Consider the following 20,632-nt stretch of genomic DNA (forward strand, 5'->3'; position numbering starts at 1 on the left):
AGATTCATGCAGGCCTGACTGGTAACCGCTTCAAAACCGGCGCAATATTTTCACAGATTTCTGGTTTAGCATCAGAGAGACATTCAACTGTCGCCTCAAGAAGATTTAGGGATACGAAATCAGCTTGAGTGCCGAGTTGAAGCTTTTGCCGATCCAAGGTTGTGCCGCTGATAGCTGGTTGCCATATCGCCAAACCAACCCTTGCCGCCGGGTTAAGGCGTTTCAAACGGCGTAGAGAAAACTTGGCATGACGGGCGGAATCCATATCCAGTACACACAGTATGATTGCCGTAGCTCCGGCAAGATCTGCCTTACGAAGTTGGCTAGGCTGTGATTGCTCATGGTCAACGATTTTTGTTGTAGCGCCTTGAACCCATAAGACTTGTGCCAGCATCGCAGCAGTGACATCGTCCAGAGGACCACGACCGCCCAAACAAATTATCGATTTATTCTCTCCCGAAGGCAGTTGCAGAGTTTCGCTTTCGTCGTCACCGGAGGTCGCTTCAATGGAGATGTTTTCTTCATTATCTTCTTCATCGGCAATCTGTTTAAGATTGGCCACCAGAAGACGAGCGCTTTGTGAAATTTGATTTATCTGTGTATCGCGGAGAACCCCACGTACGCGATCCTGCTCTGCAATGAGCAGCGCAGGAATAGCCACGCTTCCATAATATTCGACCAAAAACTGTTCCGATAATAATTCCAAAGCGTTGTCAGTCGCCTCGTGGGGATCCCCAGCCAGTAAGCGCTGATAAAGCCGCTCTTCCGGATTGAGCACGGGTTCAGAACCAAACAAAATCTCAAGAAAACGGAATTGTGGGACATAGCGACCCAGCACCACCAGACATACGGTGAGTGGCGTCGATAGGACCAGACCAATTGGCCCCCACAACCATGTCCAGAAAATTGCGGAAACGATGATAGCAAGTGGCGATAGACCCGTACGCGATCCATATAGCCAGGGCTCGATGATGTTGTTGCTGATAAGTTCAACAAGAATGAAAAGTGCAATTGTCCATAAAAGCAAGGTCCAGCCAGGCGCGATCGCGAAAGCCAGAAAGAGGGGCATTATCGATGCAATCACGGGGCCGATATAGGGCGCAAATCTCAATACAATGGCCAACATACCCCACAAAAGCGCATTGGGAATGCCAAGAACCCACAGGCCTATGCCAAGCGGCACACCGTAGGTGATATTGACCAGCAATTGCGTGAGGAGATAGCGGCCCACACGGCTTCCCGCTTCTTGTATTGCAGCAGTCGTCCGATGCAAATCACCATGACCGACCAATCGGATAAAACGATCGCGCAATTCTTCTCTTTCGAGAAGCATAAAAACCACGACAACAACGACAAGCCCCAAGGTGGCCAGTGGGCGGATCAATGGGCCAACGATCGTCTCTAGGGTTTCAATGGGATTACGTTGTGAAAATATTTCAACAAGCACAGGTTTGCGCTCGGGTTGTCCTGACGCGGTCGTATTGGTTGTCGTTTCCTGATCCTGACTGATTTCAGCGCCAACACGTTCAACCAAACTGTTTAAGCGATTAATAAGACTATTCTCGGCGCCAGCCTCCTTCAACGAGCGGACTTTTTCGATAATATTATATTGATATGTCGCTATATTCTGGCCGACCTCATTAACTTGAAAGGCTAGGATTGCGCTGAACAAAGCGATAATCAGAAAACCACCTGTCACGCTCACGATAATGGCAAACAAACGTGGGAGGCCAGTGCGCCTTAAAAAAGAAACGATCGGTGCCAACATGAATGTAAGAAGCACGGCGATCGCGAGCGGTAAAAATACGTCCTGAGCAAAATAAAGAATTGCAACAACCGCTGCTATGGCAGCAATTGCCGGCAAACGTGATTGCTCATGTACGGCAGTTAAAGAAGCGCTATCAGTTCCTGTTCCACGCTGCATGACAACTCTTCTTTTTCGGATTTTCAGTACATCAAATTATTTAGGTAGAGCTCGCGTAAAAAATAGCAAAGTAATTGAGAAATATATTCAGTTAGTCGCTCGATTGCAGGGTCAATGAGAAAGTTCGGTTATTTCGAATACTTCATATGCCGTAATCAACTAAACAAAAAAGCCCACCGCATTTATACAGTGGGCCTTTGCGACTTTCGTCAGTAATCAAGCTTTGTCGACGACTTTTTTAACAGCATCTTTTGCCTTGCCTTTGGCCTGCTGTGCGTCACCTTTGGCTTCTTGAGCCAATCCTTTAGCCTGCATTTCCTTATTATCAATCGCCTTGCCTATACCCTGCTTGGCCTTGCCAGCAAGTTCATTAGCCTTACCTGAAACCTTGTCTGAAGTGCTACCCATCTGATTGATCTCCATAAAAACTACTCTTGCTTGGTGTCTTACATAAAACGGAGAACGGGGATTTTGGTTCCCTGCAATTATTGATTTTCGTTATTTAGCAACCCCTATCTTTATCAGAGAGTTTAAAATGAACCGCAGCGTCGTTACTCAATAATTTGGAGTTTTATGCCCCCAATAAACATTGAGCAAACCATTTCATTTGCGCTGGAACTAACCCCAGTCTCAGGCCGTTATCAAAGTGGGAGGCTTTAAATTTTCAGGGAGAGAACAATGCCTACTTCTAAGCAGAGAACTTTGGACGATTTATTCTATGACACGCTCAAAGACATTTATTACGCAGAGAAAAAAATACTGAAAACATTGCCTAAAATGGCTCGCGCCGCCTCGTCACCAGAGCTGAAGACCGCGTTTGAAAAACATAAGGACCAAACCGAAGAACATGTTGGAAGGCTCCAGCAGGTTTTTGAGATTTTGGGAAAGCGCGCTCAAGGTAAAACCTGCGATGCGATTGAGGGAATTATTGCGGAAGGTGAAGAGATCATTGATGAGTTCAAGGGAACACAAGCTCTTGATGCTGGTCTAATATCCTCTGCGCAGGCAGTCGAACATTACGAAATTACACGTTATGGCACTCTTAAACGATGGGCTACTGAACTTGGCCATAAAGACATAGCGAAACTGCTTGACGCCACTCTTCAGGAAGAAGGTCAAACAGATAAGGATTTGACTAAACTTGCTGAAACAAAGATCAACTTAAAAGCTGCATAATCAGTTGGACCCCGCTTCGGCGGGGTTTTACATTTACAAAGTGTCGCCGAAACAGAGTATCCTTGTCTGACACCGCAATGAAAGTGAGTTATCTCTATGTTGGGACCCAGATCGAGCGAAAACTATCCCGGGAGGAAAGCCGATTGCGAGGAAGCCGTATCGCAAGGCATAGCCGACCTTATAAAACAAGCCACATTGGACGGGCGATCAGAGAAAGAAGCTCAAGCCGTTATACAGGGAACGAGCGTTCCCGGCGTTAGAGATCTTATAGAAGAAGCAACTTCTGCCGGATGGTCTGCAGAAGAGGCAGCTGATGCTATCAAAGCTGTTTCTGATAAAATGCAGCACGGCCCGACAAGCTTCATCCAAAACAAATGAACCGCCTCAGGGGCGGTTCATAATGGCTAAAAATTACTTAGCCCAGCGGCCATCATACTTAAACTCTGGGGCTTTTTCGATTTCTTCTTTGGTCGAATTCATAACGGCTGACCATTTCTTGTCGTCTTCAAAATATGTAATATCGACCGCATCCGGCGCAACAATTACGTATCGTTCACCAACACCAAGAAATCCGCCCACAGAAACGATATAACCGGCCAACTGGCCATTAGCGATGATCAAATCTTTGATTTCGCCGATCGAAGTATCGTCGCCGTTAACAATCTTCAAGCCAATCAGATTATAGCTGAGGACCGCTGTAGGCTCAGCTGTCACAAACACTTCTTTTTCAGCAACAGTGGCCGTTTGCGCACTGGCAAAAGAAGTGAGTGCAATGGTAGCGACAGCAGCAAGCAATAAACGACGCATTTATATTCTCCAAATTAGTTCAATGACATATCTGTCTTGAGAGAAATGCTTTCGCGCTTATTTTGTTCCAAATTTTCGGCTTCTGCAGAGGATATTTCAATCAGTTCGGCCAGTTCTTACTCGTCGAAACTTTTGATTCATAATGCCAAGGTTTTCACGAGAGGTTTCCAATCTAATACTCCAACCAATCCCCCCTCTAGGAAAACCAAACGTATAATCCGTCATTCTTACAAATTTATTCGTCTGGAATGACCTTAGCGTCGCGAGAGGTTTCGCTTACGATATGATCTTTACCGTTCGAGAATAATGCGAGTGTTAGCAAAGCAAATACCATTATAATGATCGCCACATCGAAGGCGTTAACCGCACAGGCGATGCCAATTGCCCCCGTTGACCACAAACTCGCAGCGGTCGCAGTGCCCTTCACCGATGAGCTTAAACGTAAAATAGCGCCGCCGCCGATGAAGCCCATGCCGGTAATAACGCCTTCAATAATGCGCGCCATTGCTTCAGGATTATCAGCGGTTAAGCCTTCCGTTGCTTGAACGAAGCCACAGCTCGCGACCGCCACAAGCGGAAATGTTCGCAGTCCGGCGCTTCGCTCTTCTCGCTCACGATGCCAGCCAATAGGCAAAGCCAGTATATACGCTGCTGCAAGCGTTATGACATGTGGCCAAACATTGAAATTGTCGGAACTAAGAACTTCATAAAGTGCTGATTGAAACTGTTCCATGAGGACCTGCTCGCAGTAGTCTTGAGTCCAAAACGAGCATGATTGAATAACGTTCCCAACCTAATGCCTGATTGCTCGCTAACTCCAGATCCGCAATTGGGAAAGGCTTCAGAAAATCATTGGACCAATTTTTGTCTACCCCCCGAAGAATGCACTTCTCGGTGTTGAAAATTGCGGGGCGGAAAGCCGCCCGTTCTTGGAAAAGACGAGATGACATTATTATCAACGCTCTAATCCCTTTCAGCGATGAAGCATGCCGTTAATATCAAATGCGATCTGGAGGGAGTAGTTGATACAGTTTGTATTTGCATCGACGTTTTGGGGTCGACGTAGGCGAATACATTTTCGGGATGCGGATTGTTGATGAGAATGCCAGCTTGGCTGCGTCACGCCTAGCTGAGTATCAAACTAGCGATTTAGCACTAGTTGGCGGAGGGGGTGGGATTCGAACCCACGGTACGGTCTCCCGCACGCCGGTTTTCAAGACCGGTGCCTTAAACCGCTCGGCCACCCCTCCGCGTCTGCCCATCTACACGAAGCAGATTTGGCAGATTTGAACGCCTCTTTATCGTCAACAATCAACAGCGTCAATCTGCCACTTGCTGTCATTCATAAGAAAATCACTCAATCACTTGCTCTTATTATTAATGAAGCCTAAACTTGAGTACATAAGTCATAAAGAAAAGGGAACGAATGAGCCTCGAATCGGTCAAAGCATTTTTCGCGGAAAAGGCACCGGAAATCGAAGTGATTGAATTGCCAACCAGTACCGCGACGGTTGCGCTGGCTGCCGAGGCCCATGGGGTGGAGCCTGGACAGATCGCAAAAACGCTTTCGTTTTCGGCCAAAGACCAGACCATTCTTATCGTTACACGTGGCGATGCACGTATCGATAATCGCAAATTCAAAGACCGTTTCGGAGCGAAGCCACGGATGCTGGATGCTGAAACCGTACTCATTGAAACCAGCCATCCGGTCGGTGGCGTCTGCCCTTTTGGATTGCCTCGGGATTTGCCGGTCTATTGCGACTTGTCGCTTAAGAGTTTTGATGAAATTGTACCCGCTGCCGGAGCGACAAACAGCGCCGTCAGGATAACCCCTCTCAAAATAGCTGAGCTTGTATCGGCAGAATGGGTCGATGTCTGCCAATGATGGAAACTCATCATCTGAAATGCCCGATCACGATCACGTAATGAATTGTTTTTTTGCCCTTTAAAGCTGATAAAACACTTCATATATTTTAAGAATAGTTCTAAAGTAGATTCGAGGCAAATGCATTCGCTTGGCACACATTCTCTAAAATCCGGAAATCCGGGTGGGAGTGCGGCCTAACCAAAAGCAGAGTTTTCCGATTGGAAGGTCGATCTGGAAGATTCGAGGATGTATTGAAAGGAATAGTCGATGCGTCTTACACGTCAGACAAATTATGCCGTTCGCATGCTTATGTATTGTGCCGCCAATGACGGCAAACTGAGCCGCGTTCCGGAAATCGCCCGTGCTTACGGCGTTTCGGAGTTGTTTCTGTTCAAGATTTTGCAGCCGCTCGTCGAACACAAGCTGGTTGAGACTGTTCGGGGCCGTAATGGTGGTGTGCGCCTTGGGCGCGCAGCGAAAGACATCTCACTGTTCGATGTCGTGCGCGTCACCGAAGAAAATTTCGCTATGGCGGAATGCTTTGAAAACGACGCCGCCGAATGCCCGCTCGTGGATAGCTGCGGCCTTAATTCGGCATTGCGCGAAGCACTTAACGCTTTCTTCGGCGTGCTCATGAAATACAGCATCGCCGATCTGGTGAAGTCTCGCCCAAATGTCCGCGTGCTGCTTGGTCTTGATGAAGACCTTGAAACCGCAGAACGTATCGCAAGCTGATTTAAGCAATTATCGAAACGAAAAGGCTGAAACCATTACGGTTTTCAGCCTTTTTGGTATGGTTTTTGTAGAGCGTGTCACGCTTAATCGTATCCACTGCGCTCGCTCTAATTCTTTGTTTTTACGCATGTCTTTGTCCCAAAACCGGTTCCCACTTTTGGGAAACATGCTCTAGATCGTGGCCGAATAGGCCGATTGAGGCAGCACAAACGGAACGCCCTGCACAGGCGGAACGCCGACGCGCAGTGAGCACTCATAAACCCGCTCTAATCGATCATCGGTTAAAGCATGTTGCGGTGTGCCGATCGTATCAAGCTTGCCCTTATGCATGACAGCAATGCTGTCGGCGAACATGGCGGTGAGATTGAGGTCATGAAGAATGGCAATCACGCCGCCGCCAGAAGCTGCAAAATCACGTGCAATCTCCATCACGGTAATCTGGTGTTTTATATCGAGGCTCGAAATCGGCTCATCCAGAAACAAATAACGCGACTTTCCATCAACAACCGGCTTCCAGACCTGACACAACACGCGCGCAAGCTGCACGCGCTGTTGTTCACCGCCGGAAAGCTCCTGATAAAGCCTGCCGCTAAAGCCTGAAAGATCGACTCTCTGTAAGGCGAGATCTGGCAGTTTTTCCTGCTCAGCACCCGTTAGGCCACTAAAACCACCTGTCAATCCAATATGCACGATTTCGCGCACAGTAAACGGAAACGACAATGCGCTTGCCTGCGGGAGCACAGCGCGACGTGCAGCCATGCGCCATGGTTTGATTTTTGCGAAGTCCTCACCGTCAAGAAAGGCAGAGCCCGTATAGGGAAGATCGCCAGAAAGTGCGCGCAGCAAGGTAGTTTTGCCGGAACCATTCGGGCCGACAATGGCGGTTACCGCACCCGGACGGGCAACAAAATCAATATTCTCGATGATTTTCTTATTGCCGATGGCAACGCTTAAGTTTTTTGTTTCAATCATATCTGAGCCTCACAGATCAAGAACGCCGCGCTGGCGCAGCAATATCCAGAGGAAGAATGGTGCACCGCAAACCGCTGTAATAATGCCAATCGGCAATTCAGCAGGGGCTACAATTGTACGGCTCACAGCATCGGCCAGCAGCAGCAGGATCGCGCCTAAAAGTGCAGATGCCGGCAATAGAAAGCGATGATCCGGCCCGATGCTCAAACGCAGCATATGCGGCACCACGATACCGACAAAACCAATGCCGCCCGATATAGCGACAGTTGCACCGGTTGCGGCTGCAACTGTGACAATCGCCACGTTCTTGATGCGCTGAACGGGAATGCCGAGATGACCAGCCGCCGCCTCGCCCAGTGCCAAAGCGTTGAGACCGCGCGCAAGAAACGGCGTTGCGACAAGCACAACAGCGATAGTTGGCCCGGCAGTGCCAATTTTACCCCAGGTTGCCCCGGCAAGCGAACCAAGCCCCCAGAATGTGAGATCGCGTAACTGCCGATCGTCGGAAATGTAAATCAGTGCGCCTGTGGCAGCTCCTGTGAGCGCCCCAAGTGCGATACCGGCAAGCAGCATAGTCGCGACAGAGGTGCGTCCTCGTCGGGTAGCTACCCGATAAAGAAGAAGCGTTGTGACAAGACCGCCCGCAAATGCAGCTATCGGCAGCGCATAAAGGCCAAGAAAGAGATAGAGCGGCGCAAGCGTGGTTCCACCAAGCACGATCATCGATACAGCTCCTAGGCTCGCACCGGCAGAAACACCGACAAGGCCCGGATCAGCAAGCGGATTGCGGAACAGGCCCTGCATCACAGCGCCCGAAACGGCAAGCCCTGCCCCCACCAACATTCCCATGATAATGCGCGGCAGACGTATTTCCATGATGATCAGATGATCGCGCCGAAATGCTTCAACGCTTTCGGTAGTTCCGAACACAAGTTCACGAAAAACCGCCGTCACGGAAGCATCGGACGCACCGGCTGTCAGACTGAAAACTGCAGTTAGACAGAGTGCGACTGAAAGAACAACAATCGCCAGACGGGCTCTTGTGGAACGATCTCCGGCATGACGATTTATGGTTTCACGCATGGCAAAGCTTGCCGGTCCTGCCGCGCGTTCTTGGCTAGTCATTGCGATATGTCCTTATTGCGACTTGCCATAAAGCTTTTCAGAAAGCTCACGGCTGGCAGCACCTGTACGCGGACCAAAGCCCAGCAAATAAAGCGAATCCATCTGAACAATATTGCCGCTGCGTCCAGCCGGAGAATTAGCCAGAGCCGGGTTCTTCAGGAGATCTTCCTTCTGAACACTGTCTTTGCCAATGCCCATAGTGAGGATCATGTCGGGTGCAGCCTTTTCGATGGCTTCATCGGTCAGCTGCTTATAGCCCTGATAGGCATCAATGGCGTTCTGGCCACCGGAAAGCGTAATGATGCCGTTTGCGCCTGTGCCAGTGCCCGAAGCAGTAATACGCCCATTCTGGGAAGAAATGATAAACAGCACGCGCTTTCGCGGGTTCTGATTGGACGCTAGTTTCTCAGCAGCATCCAGATCACGCGAGACGTTGTCTGCAAGCACTTTGGCCTTATCTTCAAGTCCAAGCGCTTTGCCAACAGCTTCAATCTTGGCGATTACGCCCTCGCCCGTATGCTCTTCTGGAATAAGCACAATCGGCACGGATGCCTTTTTCAACACTTCGAGCGTCTCCGGCGGTCCACTTCCTTCCGACAATAGAATACCGGATGGATTAACCGAAAGAACGCCCTCTGGTGACAGACGGCGCATATAGCCCACATCAATCAGTTCGCGCGCCTGTTCCGGATAGGTGCTGGTCTGATCACGTGCAACAAGCTTATCGCCTGCACCAAGCGCATAGACGATTTCGGTGATGGCACCACCAACGGAAACGAGCCGCGATGTGTCGGCGATTTTTTCAACCGTATCTGCATTGGCAACGCTACTGAACGCAATCGAAGCAGCCATGAAAGCAAACGACGCACAGCGCCGTATATTTGATGAAATGATTGACATGTTCTGTATCCTTCATGCGTATTCCGGAAATGGGAGCCATTTCCGGAATTCACATCAAAACAACAACTGAGGTAGCGCTTAAAACTAAGCGGCGCTCGACTGTGGCAGGCGCGGCAGATTTTCCGCAATCATGCGCCAGTCAGCAAGCTCGACCTCACCTTCATGGCGTTCGCCGAAGAACTGGATAATCAGTTCGCCATTAGCATCATAAGCTTCAAGCGATGTGACATGGCCGTCCTTGGTTGGCTTACGAACAACCCACGCATCCGAAATGTGATCAGCGCGAAGATGCAGATGGAATGTCGGATCAAGCACGTTGAGCCAAGGACCCATAGTCTTGATTTCTGCAATCGTGCCAGTGTGAATCTGGATACAACCGCGGCTACCGACAAAGCACATGATTGGAAGCTGTTGCTGAACCACATGGTTCATCATTGCTTCAACAGCCGACAGATCAACGCGCCAGGCAAAATCATGACCTGCAAGATGCACAGCCTGATGGCGGTCAACGCCGAAATCCTTCAGAAGACCGACAAATTGATGCACATCTGTCAGAGCACCCCAACGTTCACGGAATGCGTCGCTGTCGATTGTAGCAACGTCTGCTTTTTCTGCCTTTGCGGGAACAGGCTTCGTTTCAATCGAAGGTGCTTGGTCTTCCAGCAACAACTCGGATACGATCTGCTCGTAAGCTTCAAGATTTGAAGCCGGACGGAGGTGAATCTTGTGAACAGCTTCACCCGATGCATCAAAAAACTGAAGGCTACGGCGAACATGTTCGCCATCCAGCTTTGCAACGGCAAAACCGTGCACCCAATGCTTTGGGAAAATACGGAGGTCGATTTCCTTGCCGAGCGTCAGCGACGCATGCGGACCCCAAATCGTCTTTTCAAACGGGCCGATTTTTTCGTGCACAGCGCTCTCATTGCGCGTCAGCACCATGACTTCGCCAAGCGAAGGTGCATGTTTGAGCAAGGTCTCGACATCTGCGCGAATGCGGCGAGCTGAAATCGAAGTGTCTTCTTGGGCACCGGTGTAAGCCGCAATAAAATCGGCTTCTGATATCCCGAGGCTTTGCGCGAAATCGCGTTCACGCATTTTCGGGTTATCTGCCCGTGCCTTGAGAATTTGCTCTGGGGAGGGCTTGGTCTGGGTCGTCATCTTTTGTTTGCCTATTTGTTCAGGATGAGCTTGCCTTGACGGGTGATTTTCAAACGATAGAGAGAGCCGCCGTGCTCTATCGCCACTTCGCGAGAACCGTTGAAGAGTTCACGGCTGCCGTAAGTTTTAAGCTGCGGTTCATAAGACTGTTCAGAAGCACGCGATTGAGCTGATCCGGCCGCATCAACATGCGACTGAATTTCCGGCATACGGCTGGAGACGCGTTCACGCGGCAACCGCACCTGCATGTCGATATGGATTCGCCTGTTCATTTTACTGCCTCTGCGCCAGTTATGGCCATTTTATAAAACCGACTTAATGTCCGCAAATCATTAGTTGACATGTTGAGTCATGTTTAATAATCACTGCCTTACTGGATTAAACGAGTCAAGTTTAAATCTCATTTTTTCCAGAGCAAGCCCGAAGGTTCTCCTTCCAGCCAGCGCCGATGCTCCTCTTGGGATGGGGAGTTTATAACCTATTGAGAAACTTAACTTTCTCACTTCCGTAAGGATGTGGGGATTTTGCTTTGTCCTTCAGGAGAAACTAGGCAATGCGGGCTATTAACGGGGAACAGAAGCGGTCATTTCTAGCAAGCACAAGTCTTGCTGTCATTATCATGGCAATGGCTCAAAGTGCTTTCGCGCAGCAACAAACTGCAGCGACGGAAAATGATGGTGTTGCGCTCAAGCCCATTGTCATTAAAGGCTCACGCGTCACGAAGGGATCGGTTGCCGATACCCCACTGGCAAACACTGTAACTGCCGAAGAAATTCGCAGAAATAACATTACTTCTGTGCAGGATCTAACGAATACGCTCGAGCCCGGCCTCGCCGTTAATCCCACTACAGGCAGCGTGAACATTCGCGGTCTTCAGGATGATCGCGTCCTGACCACAATCGACGGCATTCCAATTCCATATCTCGATGCAGCCATCCGTACACAAGTAAGCGGTGGTGGCAGCAATGCCTACGACCTCTCTGCACTCTCAACATTTGATGTACTTTATGGCGCGGATGCTAGTCGTCTCGGTTCTGGTGCCTTGGGCGGAGCAATCGCGCTTAAAACCCTTGAGCCAGAAGATCTGCTCGCTCCCGGCAAGGCTTTCGGCGGCATTGCAAAACTCACTTATGATGGTTCGGATAAGTCTTTCATTGGCTCCGCTGCTGCTGCACAGAGAATCCAGAACACCTCTGTCCTGTTTCAGGGTTCATATAAGCGCGGCCACGAAATTCAGAACCCCGGCGACGTTGGTGGTTATGGCGTAAACCGCACCAAGGCTAACCCTGAAGATTATGATAACAGCAATCTGATGTTCAAGCTGCGTCAGGAGCTTGAAGGTGGTCACACCATCGGGATTACAGCTGAACGTAACCGCTTTGATTCCGATACGAATCTGAGTTCGGATGCTGGAACGACCTACGATAACAGAAACTATAATCAGAACCGCAAGAACGAACGTGATCGCGTTTCGCTCGACTACCGCTTTGAAAACCAGGACGACGGCCTCGTAAACAATGCGGCGGCGACCATTTATTGGCAGAAGATGAAGCGGGACTTCTCGACCGACACAATCCGTTTTGGTTCAGTAGCAGGCCCTTTCAGCCGCAAATACGTACTTGAAGACGAACGCTATGGTGCAAGCGGCTATGCCAATCTTGGTTTTGAAACAGGCGCGCTGTCTCATGCTTTGACTGTCGGTGGTGACTTCAGCATCGGGAAGAACACACAGTCTCTGACTGGTGACGACGCGTGTATCCGTGGCACGGCAACCCCTGCCGCTCAGCGAAGCACTTGCCCATTCCTGCATATCAACCAGCAGGATACACCTGATGTAGACTCGTACCGTTTAGGCCTATTTGCGGAAGACCGCATCGAAATTGGCGACACGCCTTTTGCCATCACACCCGGCTTGCGCTTTGACTGGTTCAAGTATGAGCCGGATTCAGCATCTGGCTATGCCAACAATTCCGACAACCGTATCTCTCCAAAGATCCGCTTCTCGTGGCAGGCAACACCTGATCTTGAGCTTTTTGCCCAGATTTCATCTACCTATAAGGCACCTGAAGTCGATCAGCTTTACGTAACTTATCTTTCCGCAGGTTACGGCACGATAGGTAATCCCGACCTTAAGCCTGAAACCGGCTATGGAATCGACGTCGGTGCCAAGTTCGGCGACAACGACTCGGGCGGTAAGATCACCGTCTTCGCAAATCGTTACAGCAACTTCATCGACACAATCACTACCCGCACAACAGCGTATCCATTTGGGCTTACCGAGTACCGCAACCTCGATAAAGCACGCATCGCCGGTATCGAAGTTAAAGCGCATCACAACTTTGCAAATGGTATCAATCTTCACGGCGCTCTTGCCTATTCAAAGGCAATGAACCTTGATGAAGATATTCCTTTGTCGTCAGCCGTTCCTTTCAAGGGCGTGTTCGGTGTTGGCTATAACACTGAGACCTGGGGCGTCGACACCAGCGTTGTTGCAGCGGCTTATCTGAACCAGACTGTCTCCACACAAGCAGGAACCATAACCCGTAGATTGCCTGGCTATGGCATCGTTAACCTGACTGGCTGGTGGGAACCAACCCAGCTCAATGGTACACGCTTGCAGGCAGGCGTCTATAATCTCTTCGACAAGACATATTATGACTCGATGTCGGTCAACGACATCGCCAATCCAACAGAATTTTATGCAGAAGCAGGACGTTACTTCAAAGTTTCTCTGACGCAGAAGTTCTAATTTTCAGGAGGCTCCCGCCTCCTGTTATGAGATCATCGCGTCTATGAAATCCACCCATCTCTGACCGCTGTAGTGGATTTCAATCCCGAGATGCGATGCGGCGAGTGCGGAACCTACCACCGCACTCGCCGGAAACTTATATGTAGCCAGTCCCTGTTAGAAAGGATCAGCAATGTTTATAGCAATGAACCGTTTCAAGGTTCTCATCGGCAACGAAGCCGAATTTGAAACCGTCTGGAAAAATCGCGATTCCCAGCTTGCCGAGCTTCCGGGCTTTGAGAGCTTCAATCTTCTGCGCGGCGCGACCAACGAAGAAGAAGGCTATACGCTTTATTCTTCTCACACAGTCTGGCGGACGCGTGAGGACTTCACCTTCTGGACCAAGTCCGAGCAGTTCCGCAATGCGCACCGCAATGCCGGTGACCGCAAGCCTCTTTATGCTGGACCACCGCAGTTTGAGGGATTCGAAGCTGTCGAAGGTATTTAACCCGTTTAGAGTGCCGATCTGATTAAACCAGATCGGCACTCCAGTTGGATCATGCTGTAATACCCTGTTTTCCACATCGTGCGGCGAAATGGCGCATAGATTTAAAAAGGCGCAAAACTTGTGCCGTTTCTACCCATGTAAAAGACCAATTAATGTTTAAAGATGGGTACTTAACTCATATTTAGAATAATTCTAAGTTATTGATTTTTAGAACATTTCCAAAACATAAAATTTGACACTAAGCCCCCAAAACCGGCATAACCTGACTTAAATGGGTGGGTTTTACAAGACCTGCTCAAGTCTACCTTTGATGTTCGGGCCTTTACCCCCTGCGATTGGAGGAACCTTTGTTCGGTTCAGAACGGCGACATGCCAATATTGAAGTAGAAACACCCGCTAATAGCGGTAGTTTCTGCGTAAATTCAAGCAACGGACAAAGCGCACTTTCCCGCATTGTGAGTTCTATACAATCACATCGCATTGCAGATGCTGGAGTTTACTTTTCATGCTAGTCTGCAGCTGCAACGTTATTACCGATAAAGATATTGAAGCTGTTGTGACGCAACTTCTCGATGAAGATTGCTGGCGTCTCATCGTCCCTGGAACTGTCTTTAATGCAATATCCAAGAGTGGTCGCTGCTGTGGCTGCTTCCCAAATGTCGTAGAAACGATCATAAGGGTGACTGAAGAATATCATCTTCGTCACAATCAAATGGACGAAAACGTGATCCAGTTCATGGATCGTGTGCGTTCTCTACGAGACAAATTCGGGAGTTCTTGGAATGAAAGGCGAACCAAAGGTCATCGAGCGGCTTAACGAGGCACTGTTTCTCGAACTTGGCGCTGTAAACCAGTACTGGTTGCACTATCGTCTGCTTAACGACTGGGGTTTCATGCGCCTTGCGAAGAAAGAGCGTGAAGAATCCATCGAAGAAATGCATCATGCGGACAAGATCATCGACCGCATCATTTTCCTTGAAGGTCACCCAAACCTTCAAACTCTTGCGCCTCTGCGCATTGGCCAGAACGTCAAGGAAGTTCTGGAAGCCGATCTTGCTGGTGAATATGATGCGCGTGCATCGTACAAAAAGTCCCGCGAAATCTGCGACGAACTGGGCGACTACGTTTCCAAGCAGCTTTTTGATCAGCTTCTCGCCGACGAAGAAGGTCACATCGACTTCCTCGAAACCCAGCTTGATCTGCTCGGTAAGATTGGTGAAGAACGCTATGGCCTGCTCAATGCAGCGCCAGCTGACGCAGCCGAATAATTAGTTTGAACAAATTGCTTTAAGCCGGGGCTTTGCTCCGGCTTTTTGTTATTCAGTGTTCTGCAAATTATTACACTTAAAAAAGCAATCAAATGAAAGCTGCAATGCCCGACAACGCCATATCCATTCGCAAAGCCATCAAACATGACCTTGTAGCAATTGTTGCCATGCTCGCAGATGATACGCTCGGGTCTACCCGCGAAGACAACAGCACGCCGCTAAACCGTTGTTACACCGATGCATTCAACGCCATAGAAGACGACAAAAACCAGTTGTTGGCGGTCGTGGAACAGGGCGGAGAAATCATTGGTTGCCTGCAACTCAGCTTCATTCCCGGCCTATCACGCAAAGGCATGTGGCGGGGCCAGATTGAAAGCGTTCGTATCGCGAGCAAAGCACGCAGTGGCAGCATCGGCAAACAGATGGCTGAATGGGCAATTCAAAAATGCTGCGAACGAGGCTGCGGCTTGGTGCAATTGACGACCGATAAGGCACGCGCTGATGCTCTGCGCTTTTATCAATCTCTCGACTTTGTTGACAGTCACGAAGGCATGAAGTTGACGCTTTAATAAAGGCAACTATTTCATTAGTGCAAAAAAAGGGCGCTTGAAGCGCCCTTTTTTATTTCATTATTGCGGCAGCTTATCGTCAACGCCTTCAACGTAGAAGTTCAGGCCAAGCAATGTCTTGTCGTCAGCCTGTTCGCCTTCCTTGAGCCAAACGGAGCCGTCCTGCTTCTTAATAGGACCGGTGAAAGGCTTGAATTCGCCTGACTTGATCTTGGCTTCGGTTTCTTCAGCCATTTTTTTCACGTCATCTGGCATGTTGGTGTAAGGCGCCATCTTAACGAGGCCTTCCTTCATGCCCCACCAGATGTTCTGGCTTTCCCACTTGCCATCGAGAGCAGCCTTGGCGCGGTCGATGTAATATGGACCCCAATCGTCTACGATAGCGGTCAACTGAGTTTCAGGACCAAACTTGATCATATCCGAAGCCTGGCCAAATGCCTTGATGCCACGCTCATGCGCAACCTGGATAGGTGCGGTGGAATCGGTGTGCTGGGTCAGAATATCAACGCCCTGATCAACCAGCGCCTTGGCAGCATCGGCTTCCTTGCCCGGATCGAACCACGAATTCACCCAGATAACCTTGACCTTGAATTCAGGATTGACCGACTGTGCGCCGAGGATGAAGGAATTGATGCCCTGCACCACTTCTGGCACTGGCACAGAGGCGATATAGCCTGCAACGCCCTTTTCCGACAATTTGGCTGCGATCTGGCCCTGAATATAGCGGCCTTCATAGAAGCGTGCATTGTACGCCGCAACATTGTCAGCGGTCTTGTAACCGGTGGCATGTTCAAACTTCACATCCGGGTATTTGGCTGCAACCTTTATGGTTGGGTCCATATAACCGAAAGAAGTCGTGAAGATCAGTTTGTTGCCGGCACGTGCCAGACGCTCAATCGAACGCTCGGCATCCGCACCTTCCGGTACGTTTTCGAGAAATGTCGTTTCGACCTTGTCGCCAAGAGCTTCGATCATTTCCTTACGCGCAACGTCGTGCTGATAAGTCCAGCCGAAGTCGCCCGGAGGTCCGATATAGATGAAGCCAACTTTCAGCTTGTCTTCTGCATGTGCCGCTCCGCCGAGCATAAAGCTGGCTGCGGTGGCAATCGCCAACAGCGTCTTTTTCATGTTCCCTGCACTCCTTGTTATCACCCTCAAAACAAAACGGCAGGCCGTGGGAGCCGGACCGCCGTTCAGAACTCGTATTTACCTGTCCGGCACAAATGGTTTGCCGAGCGACGCAGGCGTGTTCATCATCGTCAAACGCCTGTTGCGCGAGATGATAACCAGAACCACAATCGTCGCAATATAGGGCAAGGCCGACAGGAACTGCGACGGAAGACCGAAACCAAGCGCCTGCGCATGAAGCTGGCCAATGGTTACGGCACCAAATAGATATGCACCGATCAGCACGCGCCACGGACGCCATGAAGCAAACACGACGAGCGCAAGTGCAATCCAGCCGCGCCCTGCGGACATATTTTCAACCCACTGAGGCACATAGACCAGCGATAGCTGGGCACCGGCAAGACCGGCACAAGCGCCGCCAAACAACACCGCAAGATAGCGCGTGCGAACCACATGCACACCCAGCGCATGTGCGGAGCCGTGATTGTCACCGATAGCGCGCAATTGCAGCCCTGCCCGCGTGCGGAACAAAAACCAAGTGACGCCGATCACCAGCAGAATAGAGATGTAGAAGATCGGGTCCTGACCAAACAAAAAGCGCCCGAGATAAGGAATATCGGTCAGATAAGGAATAGTGATTGCATCAAGACGCACGCCCGGCATCCCGACAAAACGCTCACCAAGCATAGCCGAAGCGCCAATACCAAGAATAGTCAGTGCCAGCCCCGTTGCAACCTGATTGGTGACAAGCGTCAGGGTCAAAAAGGCAAAAATGCCGGAAAAAAGACTGCCGACAAAAATTGCGGCGATCATGCCAAGCCATGCAGAACCAGTAAACTGTGCCGCCGCGAAACCGGAGACGGCCCCAATCAGCATCATGCCTTCGACACCGAGATTGAGCACTCCAGATCGCTCGACAACCAGTTCACCAATGGCTGCGATCAACAAAGGCGTTGCGGCAGTTGCAATGGTGAGAAGGATAGCCTGTGTCAAATCCACTGATCAGACCTTTCCTGCTGTGCTGCCCGCCACAAAGCGGATGCGATAATGAATAAGCGTGTCGCAGGCCAGCACGAAGAACAGGATCATGCCCTGAAATACGCGAGCCGATTTCTCAGATATGCCGATGGTCACCTGTGCAGCCTCACCGCCCAGATAAGACAATGCCAGCACAAAACCGGCAGCAATCGCGCCAAGTGGATTTAGCCTGCCAAGGAAGGCAACAATGATTGCCGTGAAGCCATAACCGGGCGAAATGACCGGACGCAACTGACCAATTGCGCCAGAAGTCTCGGCAATGCCTGCAAGACCAGCAAGTGCGCCAGAAACTGCAAAGACGAAGAACACCAGCTTACCGGAGCTGAAACCTGCAAAGCGGCCTGCCCTTGGGCTTTGACCGATGACCTTCACCTCAAAGCCTTTGAGCGTTTTGGCAAGGATAAACCAGACGATGATTGCGGCAACAATTGCAAAGATAAAACCCCAATGCGCGCGCCCCGATGCGCTCCAGATTTCCGGCAGCACGGCACTTGGATTGAACTGGCGTGTTTCCGGGAAATTATAGCCTTCCGGGTTGCGCCATGGTCCGCGCACCAGCCAGTCGAGGAACAATTGCGCGACATAAACCAGCATCAGACTGGTCAGAATTTCATTGGTATTGAAGCGTACTTTCAGCAGCGCCGGAATGGAAGCATAGGCCGCGCCGCCAGCCATACCCATCAGCATCATCAACGGCAAAACGACCCAAAGCTGCAATTCGGGAAACATCACCGGTAGGATAGAGCCGGTAATCGCACCAATAATAAACTGGCCTTCGGCACCGATATTCCAGTTATTGGATAGAAAACAGACACAAAGACCAACCGCAATCAGAATAAGCGGCGTCGCCTTGACCAACAATTCATGCCACGACCATATGTCGAACAGCGGCTCGACAAAGAACACATAAAGTGCCTGAAACGGGTCTTTGCCCATAAGCGCGAAGGCCAGACCACCAAAAACCATGGTTAGCGCAAGTGCAAGCAACGGCGAAAAAGCGCTGAAAAGCTTTGAAGGCTGCGGACGTTTGACAAGTTCAATCCGCATCATGCTGCTCCCGCCTGATCCGTGCCGGAGATGCCGCCCATAAGCAGGCCAATTTTTTCAAGCGTGACGTCAGCAATTGGCATGGGATCGGAAAGCGCACCGTGGTTCATCACCGCAATACGGTCGCTGATTTCAAGCAGTTCATCGAGATCCTGACTGATGACAAGAACGGCAGAGCCGGAACGCGCCAGATCAAGCAAAGCCTGACGGATATGCGCTGCGGCACCCGCATCCACGCCCCATGTCGGCTGATTGACAATCATAACCGACGGCGAACGATCCAGTTCACGGCCAATGATGAATTTTTGGAGATTGCCGCCAGACAATGCAGAGGCCGGTGGGTTTTCAGCGCTCTTGCGCACATCCATCGTTTCGATGATGCGCCTTGCGGCAGAGCGTAATGCACCTTCGGCAATCAGCTTTAGCTTGCCACCGCGCAAAAATGCCTTCGCATCCGTCTTATAGCGCGACAAAAACAGGTTATCTGTCAGTGGCAGCGATGGTACGGCACCATGTCCCAGCCGTTCTTCCGGCACAAAAGCAGCCCCCATCAAGCGACGCTCGCTGATACCAAGCCTACCCGCATCCTTGCCGCGAATACGCACAGCCGAAGGCGATGACTGTAAAAACTCGCCGGAAACAGCTTCAAAAAACTCGCCCTGACCATTGCCCGCAACGCCTGCGACACCAACAACTTCACCGGCTTTGACCGAAAGCGAAATATTATCGAGAACGGTTGAAAACGGCCCACGCGGAGCCTGCGACAGCGCTTTAATCTCAAGAAGCGGTGTTGCTGCAGTTTCAACGGCGTCGATCGGGCTGCGCGCCACAACCTTGATGTCATTGCCAACCATCATACGCGCAAGCGATGCGGCTGTCTCTTCGCGCGGATCACAATGCGCGACCACCTTGCCATGACGCAGCACCGTAGCGCGGTCACAAAGCCGCTTCACTTCTTCAAGTCGATGGCTGATGTAAAGGATCGACTTGCCTTCCGCCTTCAAACGCTCCAGCGTTTCAAACATACGATCGGCTTCCTGCGGTGTGAGCACCGAGGTCGGTTCATCCAGAATAATCAGATCGGGTTCCTGCAAGAGACAACGCACAATCTCGATACGCTGACGCTCGCCCACGGAAAGATCACCCACATGTGCTTGCGGATCAATCGGCAGGCCATAGGCTTTGCCGACATCGCGCGCACGTTTGGCGACTTCGGAAAGCGACAGGGAACCATCAAGTGAAAGCGCAATATTCTCAGCGGCAGTCAAAGAGTCAAAAAGCGAAAAATGCTGGAAAACCATGCCAATGCCAAGCTGCCTTGCCATTGCGGGTTCAGTAATCGTAACGCGCTCACCCTTCCAGACGATTTCGCCTTCAAGTGGCTGTAGCGCACCAAACAGCATTTTTACAAAGGTCGATTTTCCCGCGCCATTCTCACCCAGAAGCGCGTGAATTTCCCCTTCCGCGATCACGAGATCGACCGCATCGCAGGCCCTAAGTTGACCAAATACTTTTGTGAGCCGGCGGACATCTAAGAGAGGCCGGTCGGATAAAGTCGCTGACATTGTCTTTTTGGGGTTCCCCGAGCTTATTTTTGAGTGACCTTATCCAGCCAAGCATCAATTGAAAAGCCAAAAAGAAATCGGCGGAGTACATATGCACACCCCCGATGGATTTAT

Annotated in this window: 21 protein-coding genes and 1 tRNA gene; 8 read left to right on the forward strand and 14 right to left on the reverse strand. The window is 50.4% G+C overall.

Annotated elements, in window-relative coordinates:
* Nucleotides 1-4: 4 nt before the first annotated feature.
* Nucleotides 5-1,924, reverse strand: a complete 1,920-nt coding sequence (locus CEV31_RS16115; protein WP_094508317.1) for an AI-2E family transporter — start codon at nucleotides 1,922-1,924, stop codon at nucleotides 5-7.
* Nucleotides 1,925-2,140: 216 nt separating this feature from the next.
* Nucleotides 2,141-2,332 carry a CsbD family protein gene (locus CEV31_RS16120; protein ID WP_094508618.1) on the reverse strand — a complete coding sequence of 64 codons (192 nt, stop codon included), beginning with the start codon at nucleotides 2,330-2,332 and terminating at the stop codon, nucleotides 2,141-2,143.
* A 270-nt stretch (nucleotides 2,333-2,602) separates the two neighbouring features.
* Here CEV31_RS16120 and CEV31_RS16125 point away from each other — a divergent pair, with 270 nt between their 5' ends.
* Nucleotides 2,603-3,100 carry a YciE/YciF ferroxidase family protein gene (locus CEV31_RS16125; RefSeq protein ID WP_094508319.1) on the forward strand — a complete coding sequence of 166 codons (498 nt, stop codon included), beginning with the start codon at nucleotides 2,603-2,605 and terminating at the stop codon, nucleotides 3,098-3,100.
* Between the two features lie 411 nt (nucleotides 3,101-3,511).
* On the opposite strand, the gene CEV31_RS16135 is transcribed toward CEV31_RS16125, so the two are convergent.
* The 3 genes from CEV31_RS16135 to CEV31_RS16145 form a co-directional block, all read right to left on the reverse strand.
* Nucleotides 3,512-3,907 (reverse strand): PRC-barrel domain-containing protein, encoded by a 396-nt coding sequence (locus tag CEV31_RS16135; RefSeq protein WP_094508324.1) that lies wholly within the window; start codon nucleotides 3,905-3,907, stop codon nucleotides 3,512-3,514.
* A 235-nt stretch (nucleotides 3,908-4,142) separates the two neighbouring features.
* On the reverse strand, nucleotides 4,143-4,640 hold the full coding sequence (locus CEV31_RS16140) for an MgtC/SapB family protein (protein ID WP_094508326.1): 498 nt from the start codon (nucleotides 4,638-4,640) through the stop codon (nucleotides 4,143-4,145).
* Between the two features lie 427 nt (nucleotides 4,641-5,067).
* Nucleotides 5,068-5,157: transfer RNA gene (locus CEV31_RS16145), tRNA-Ser, on the reverse strand.
* Nucleotides 5,158-5,333: 176 nt separating this feature from the next.
* Here CEV31_RS16145 and CEV31_RS16150 point away from each other — a divergent pair.
* Complete coding sequence (locus CEV31_RS16150) at nucleotides 5,334-5,792, forward strand: YbaK/EbsC family protein (RefSeq protein WP_094508328.1); 459 nt, start codon at nucleotides 5,334-5,336, stop codon at nucleotides 5,790-5,792.
* A gap of 249 nt (nucleotides 5,793-6,041) precedes the next feature.
* The gene (rirA, locus tag CEV31_RS16155) at nucleotides 6,042-6,509 is read left to right on the forward strand and encodes an iron-responsive transcriptional regulator RirA (RefSeq protein WP_094508330.1); all 468 of its coding nucleotides are present in this window, start codon (nucleotides 6,042-6,044) and stop codon (nucleotides 6,507-6,509) included.
* Nucleotides 6,510-6,680: 171 nt separating this feature from the next.
* On the opposite strand, the gene CEV31_RS16160 is transcribed toward rirA, so the two are convergent.
* The 5 genes from CEV31_RS16160 to hemP all read right to left on the reverse strand — a co-directional run bounded on the left by CEV31_RS16160 (nucleotide 6,681) and on the right by hemP (nucleotide 10,939).
* The gene (locus CEV31_RS16160) at nucleotides 6,681-7,481 is read right to left on the reverse strand and encodes a heme ABC transporter ATP-binding protein (protein ID WP_094508332.1); all 801 of its coding nucleotides are present in this window, start codon (nucleotides 7,479-7,481) and stop codon (nucleotides 6,681-6,683) included.
* Between the two features lie 9 nt (nucleotides 7,482-7,490).
* Complete coding sequence (locus CEV31_RS16165) at nucleotides 7,491-8,606, reverse strand: FecCD family ABC transporter permease (RefSeq protein ID WP_094508334.1); 1,116 nt, start codon at nucleotides 8,604-8,606, stop codon at nucleotides 7,491-7,493.
* 12 nt (nucleotides 8,607-8,618) lie between these two features.
* Nucleotides 8,619-9,506, reverse strand: a complete 888-nt coding sequence (locus tag CEV31_RS16170; RefSeq protein ID WP_094508337.1) for a heme/hemin ABC transporter substrate-binding protein — start codon at nucleotides 9,504-9,506, stop codon at nucleotides 8,619-8,621.
* Nucleotides 9,507-9,590: 84 nt separating this feature from the next.
* A complete protein-coding gene (locus CEV31_RS16175) occupies nucleotides 9,591-10,667 on the reverse strand; it encodes a hemin-degrading factor (protein ID WP_094508339.1) in 1,077 nt (358 codons plus the stop codon).
* An 11-nt stretch (nucleotides 10,668-10,678) separates the two neighbouring features.
* The gene (gene hemP, locus CEV31_RS16180; RefSeq protein WP_094508341.1) at nucleotides 10,679-10,939 is read right to left on the reverse strand and encodes a hemin uptake protein HemP; all 261 of its coding nucleotides are present in this window, start codon (nucleotides 10,937-10,939) and stop codon (nucleotides 10,679-10,681) included.
* A 281-nt stretch (nucleotides 10,940-11,220) separates the two neighbouring features.
* Between hemP and CEV31_RS16185 the strand changes: the two genes are divergently transcribed.
* The 5 genes from CEV31_RS16185 to CEV31_RS16205 all read left to right on the forward strand — a co-directional run bounded on the left by CEV31_RS16185 (nucleotide 11,221) and on the right by CEV31_RS16205 (nucleotide 15,740).
* Nucleotides 11,221-13,416, forward strand: a complete 2,196-nt coding sequence (locus tag CEV31_RS16185) for a TonB-dependent hemoglobin/transferrin/lactoferrin family receptor (RefSeq protein WP_094508343.1) — start codon at nucleotides 11,221-11,223, stop codon at nucleotides 13,414-13,416.
* Nucleotides 13,417-13,588: 172 nt separating this feature from the next.
* Nucleotides 13,589-13,903, forward strand: coding sequence for an antibiotic biosynthesis monooxygenase family protein (locus CEV31_RS16190; protein ID WP_094508345.1), 315 nt, complete (start codon nucleotides 13,589-13,591; stop codon nucleotides 13,901-13,903).
* Nucleotides 13,904-14,408: 505 nt separating this feature from the next.
* Entirely contained in the window at nucleotides 14,409-14,720 is a 312-nt protein-coding gene (locus CEV31_RS16195) for a (2Fe-2S)-binding protein (protein ID WP_094508347.1), read from the forward strand.
* The gene (gene bfr, locus CEV31_RS16200; protein ID WP_094508349.1) at nucleotides 14,686-15,171 is read left to right on the forward strand and encodes a bacterioferritin; all 486 of its coding nucleotides are present in this window, start codon (nucleotides 14,686-14,688) and stop codon (nucleotides 15,169-15,171) included. The genes CEV31_RS16195 and bfr overlap by 35 nt, the downstream gene beginning before the upstream one ends.
* 104 nt (nucleotides 15,172-15,275) lie before the next feature.
* Nucleotides 15,276-15,740 carry a GNAT family N-acetyltransferase gene (locus CEV31_RS16205; protein WP_094508621.1) on the forward strand — a complete coding sequence of 155 codons (465 nt, stop codon included), beginning with the start codon at nucleotides 15,276-15,278 and terminating at the stop codon, nucleotides 15,738-15,740.
* Between the two features lie 60 nt (nucleotides 15,741-15,800).
* Here CEV31_RS16205 and CEV31_RS16210 read toward each other — a convergent pair whose 3' ends face one another.
* The 4 genes from CEV31_RS16210 to CEV31_RS16225 form a co-directional block, all read right to left on the reverse strand.
* On the reverse strand, nucleotides 15,801-16,868 hold the full coding sequence (locus CEV31_RS16210) for a BMP family ABC transporter substrate-binding protein (protein WP_094508351.1): 1,068 nt from the start codon (nucleotides 16,866-16,868) through the stop codon (nucleotides 15,801-15,803).
* 78 nt (nucleotides 16,869-16,946) lie between these two features.
* On the reverse strand, nucleotides 16,947-17,867 hold the full coding sequence (locus CEV31_RS16215; RefSeq protein ID WP_094508353.1) for an ABC transporter permease: 921 nt from the start codon (nucleotides 17,865-17,867) through the stop codon (nucleotides 16,947-16,949).
* Between the two features lie 3 nt (nucleotides 17,868-17,870).
* Nucleotides 17,871-18,953 carry an ABC transporter permease gene (locus CEV31_RS16220; protein ID WP_094508623.1) on the reverse strand — a complete coding sequence of 361 codons (1,083 nt, stop codon included), beginning with the start codon at nucleotides 18,951-18,953 and terminating at the stop codon, nucleotides 17,871-17,873.
* Nucleotides 18,953-20,518 (reverse strand): ABC transporter ATP-binding protein, encoded by a 1,566-nt coding sequence (locus CEV31_RS16225; RefSeq protein WP_094508355.1) that lies wholly within the window; start codon nucleotides 20,516-20,518, stop codon nucleotides 18,953-18,955. The genes CEV31_RS16220 and CEV31_RS16225 overlap by 1 nt, the downstream gene beginning before the upstream one ends.
* Nucleotides 20,519-20,632 lie beyond the last annotated feature (114 nt).

The sequence above is a fragment of the Brucella thiophenivorans genome (genome assembly GCF_002252445.1).
Lineage (GTDB): Bacteria > Pseudomonadota > Alphaproteobacteria > Rhizobiales > Rhizobiaceae > Brucella > Brucella thiophenivorans.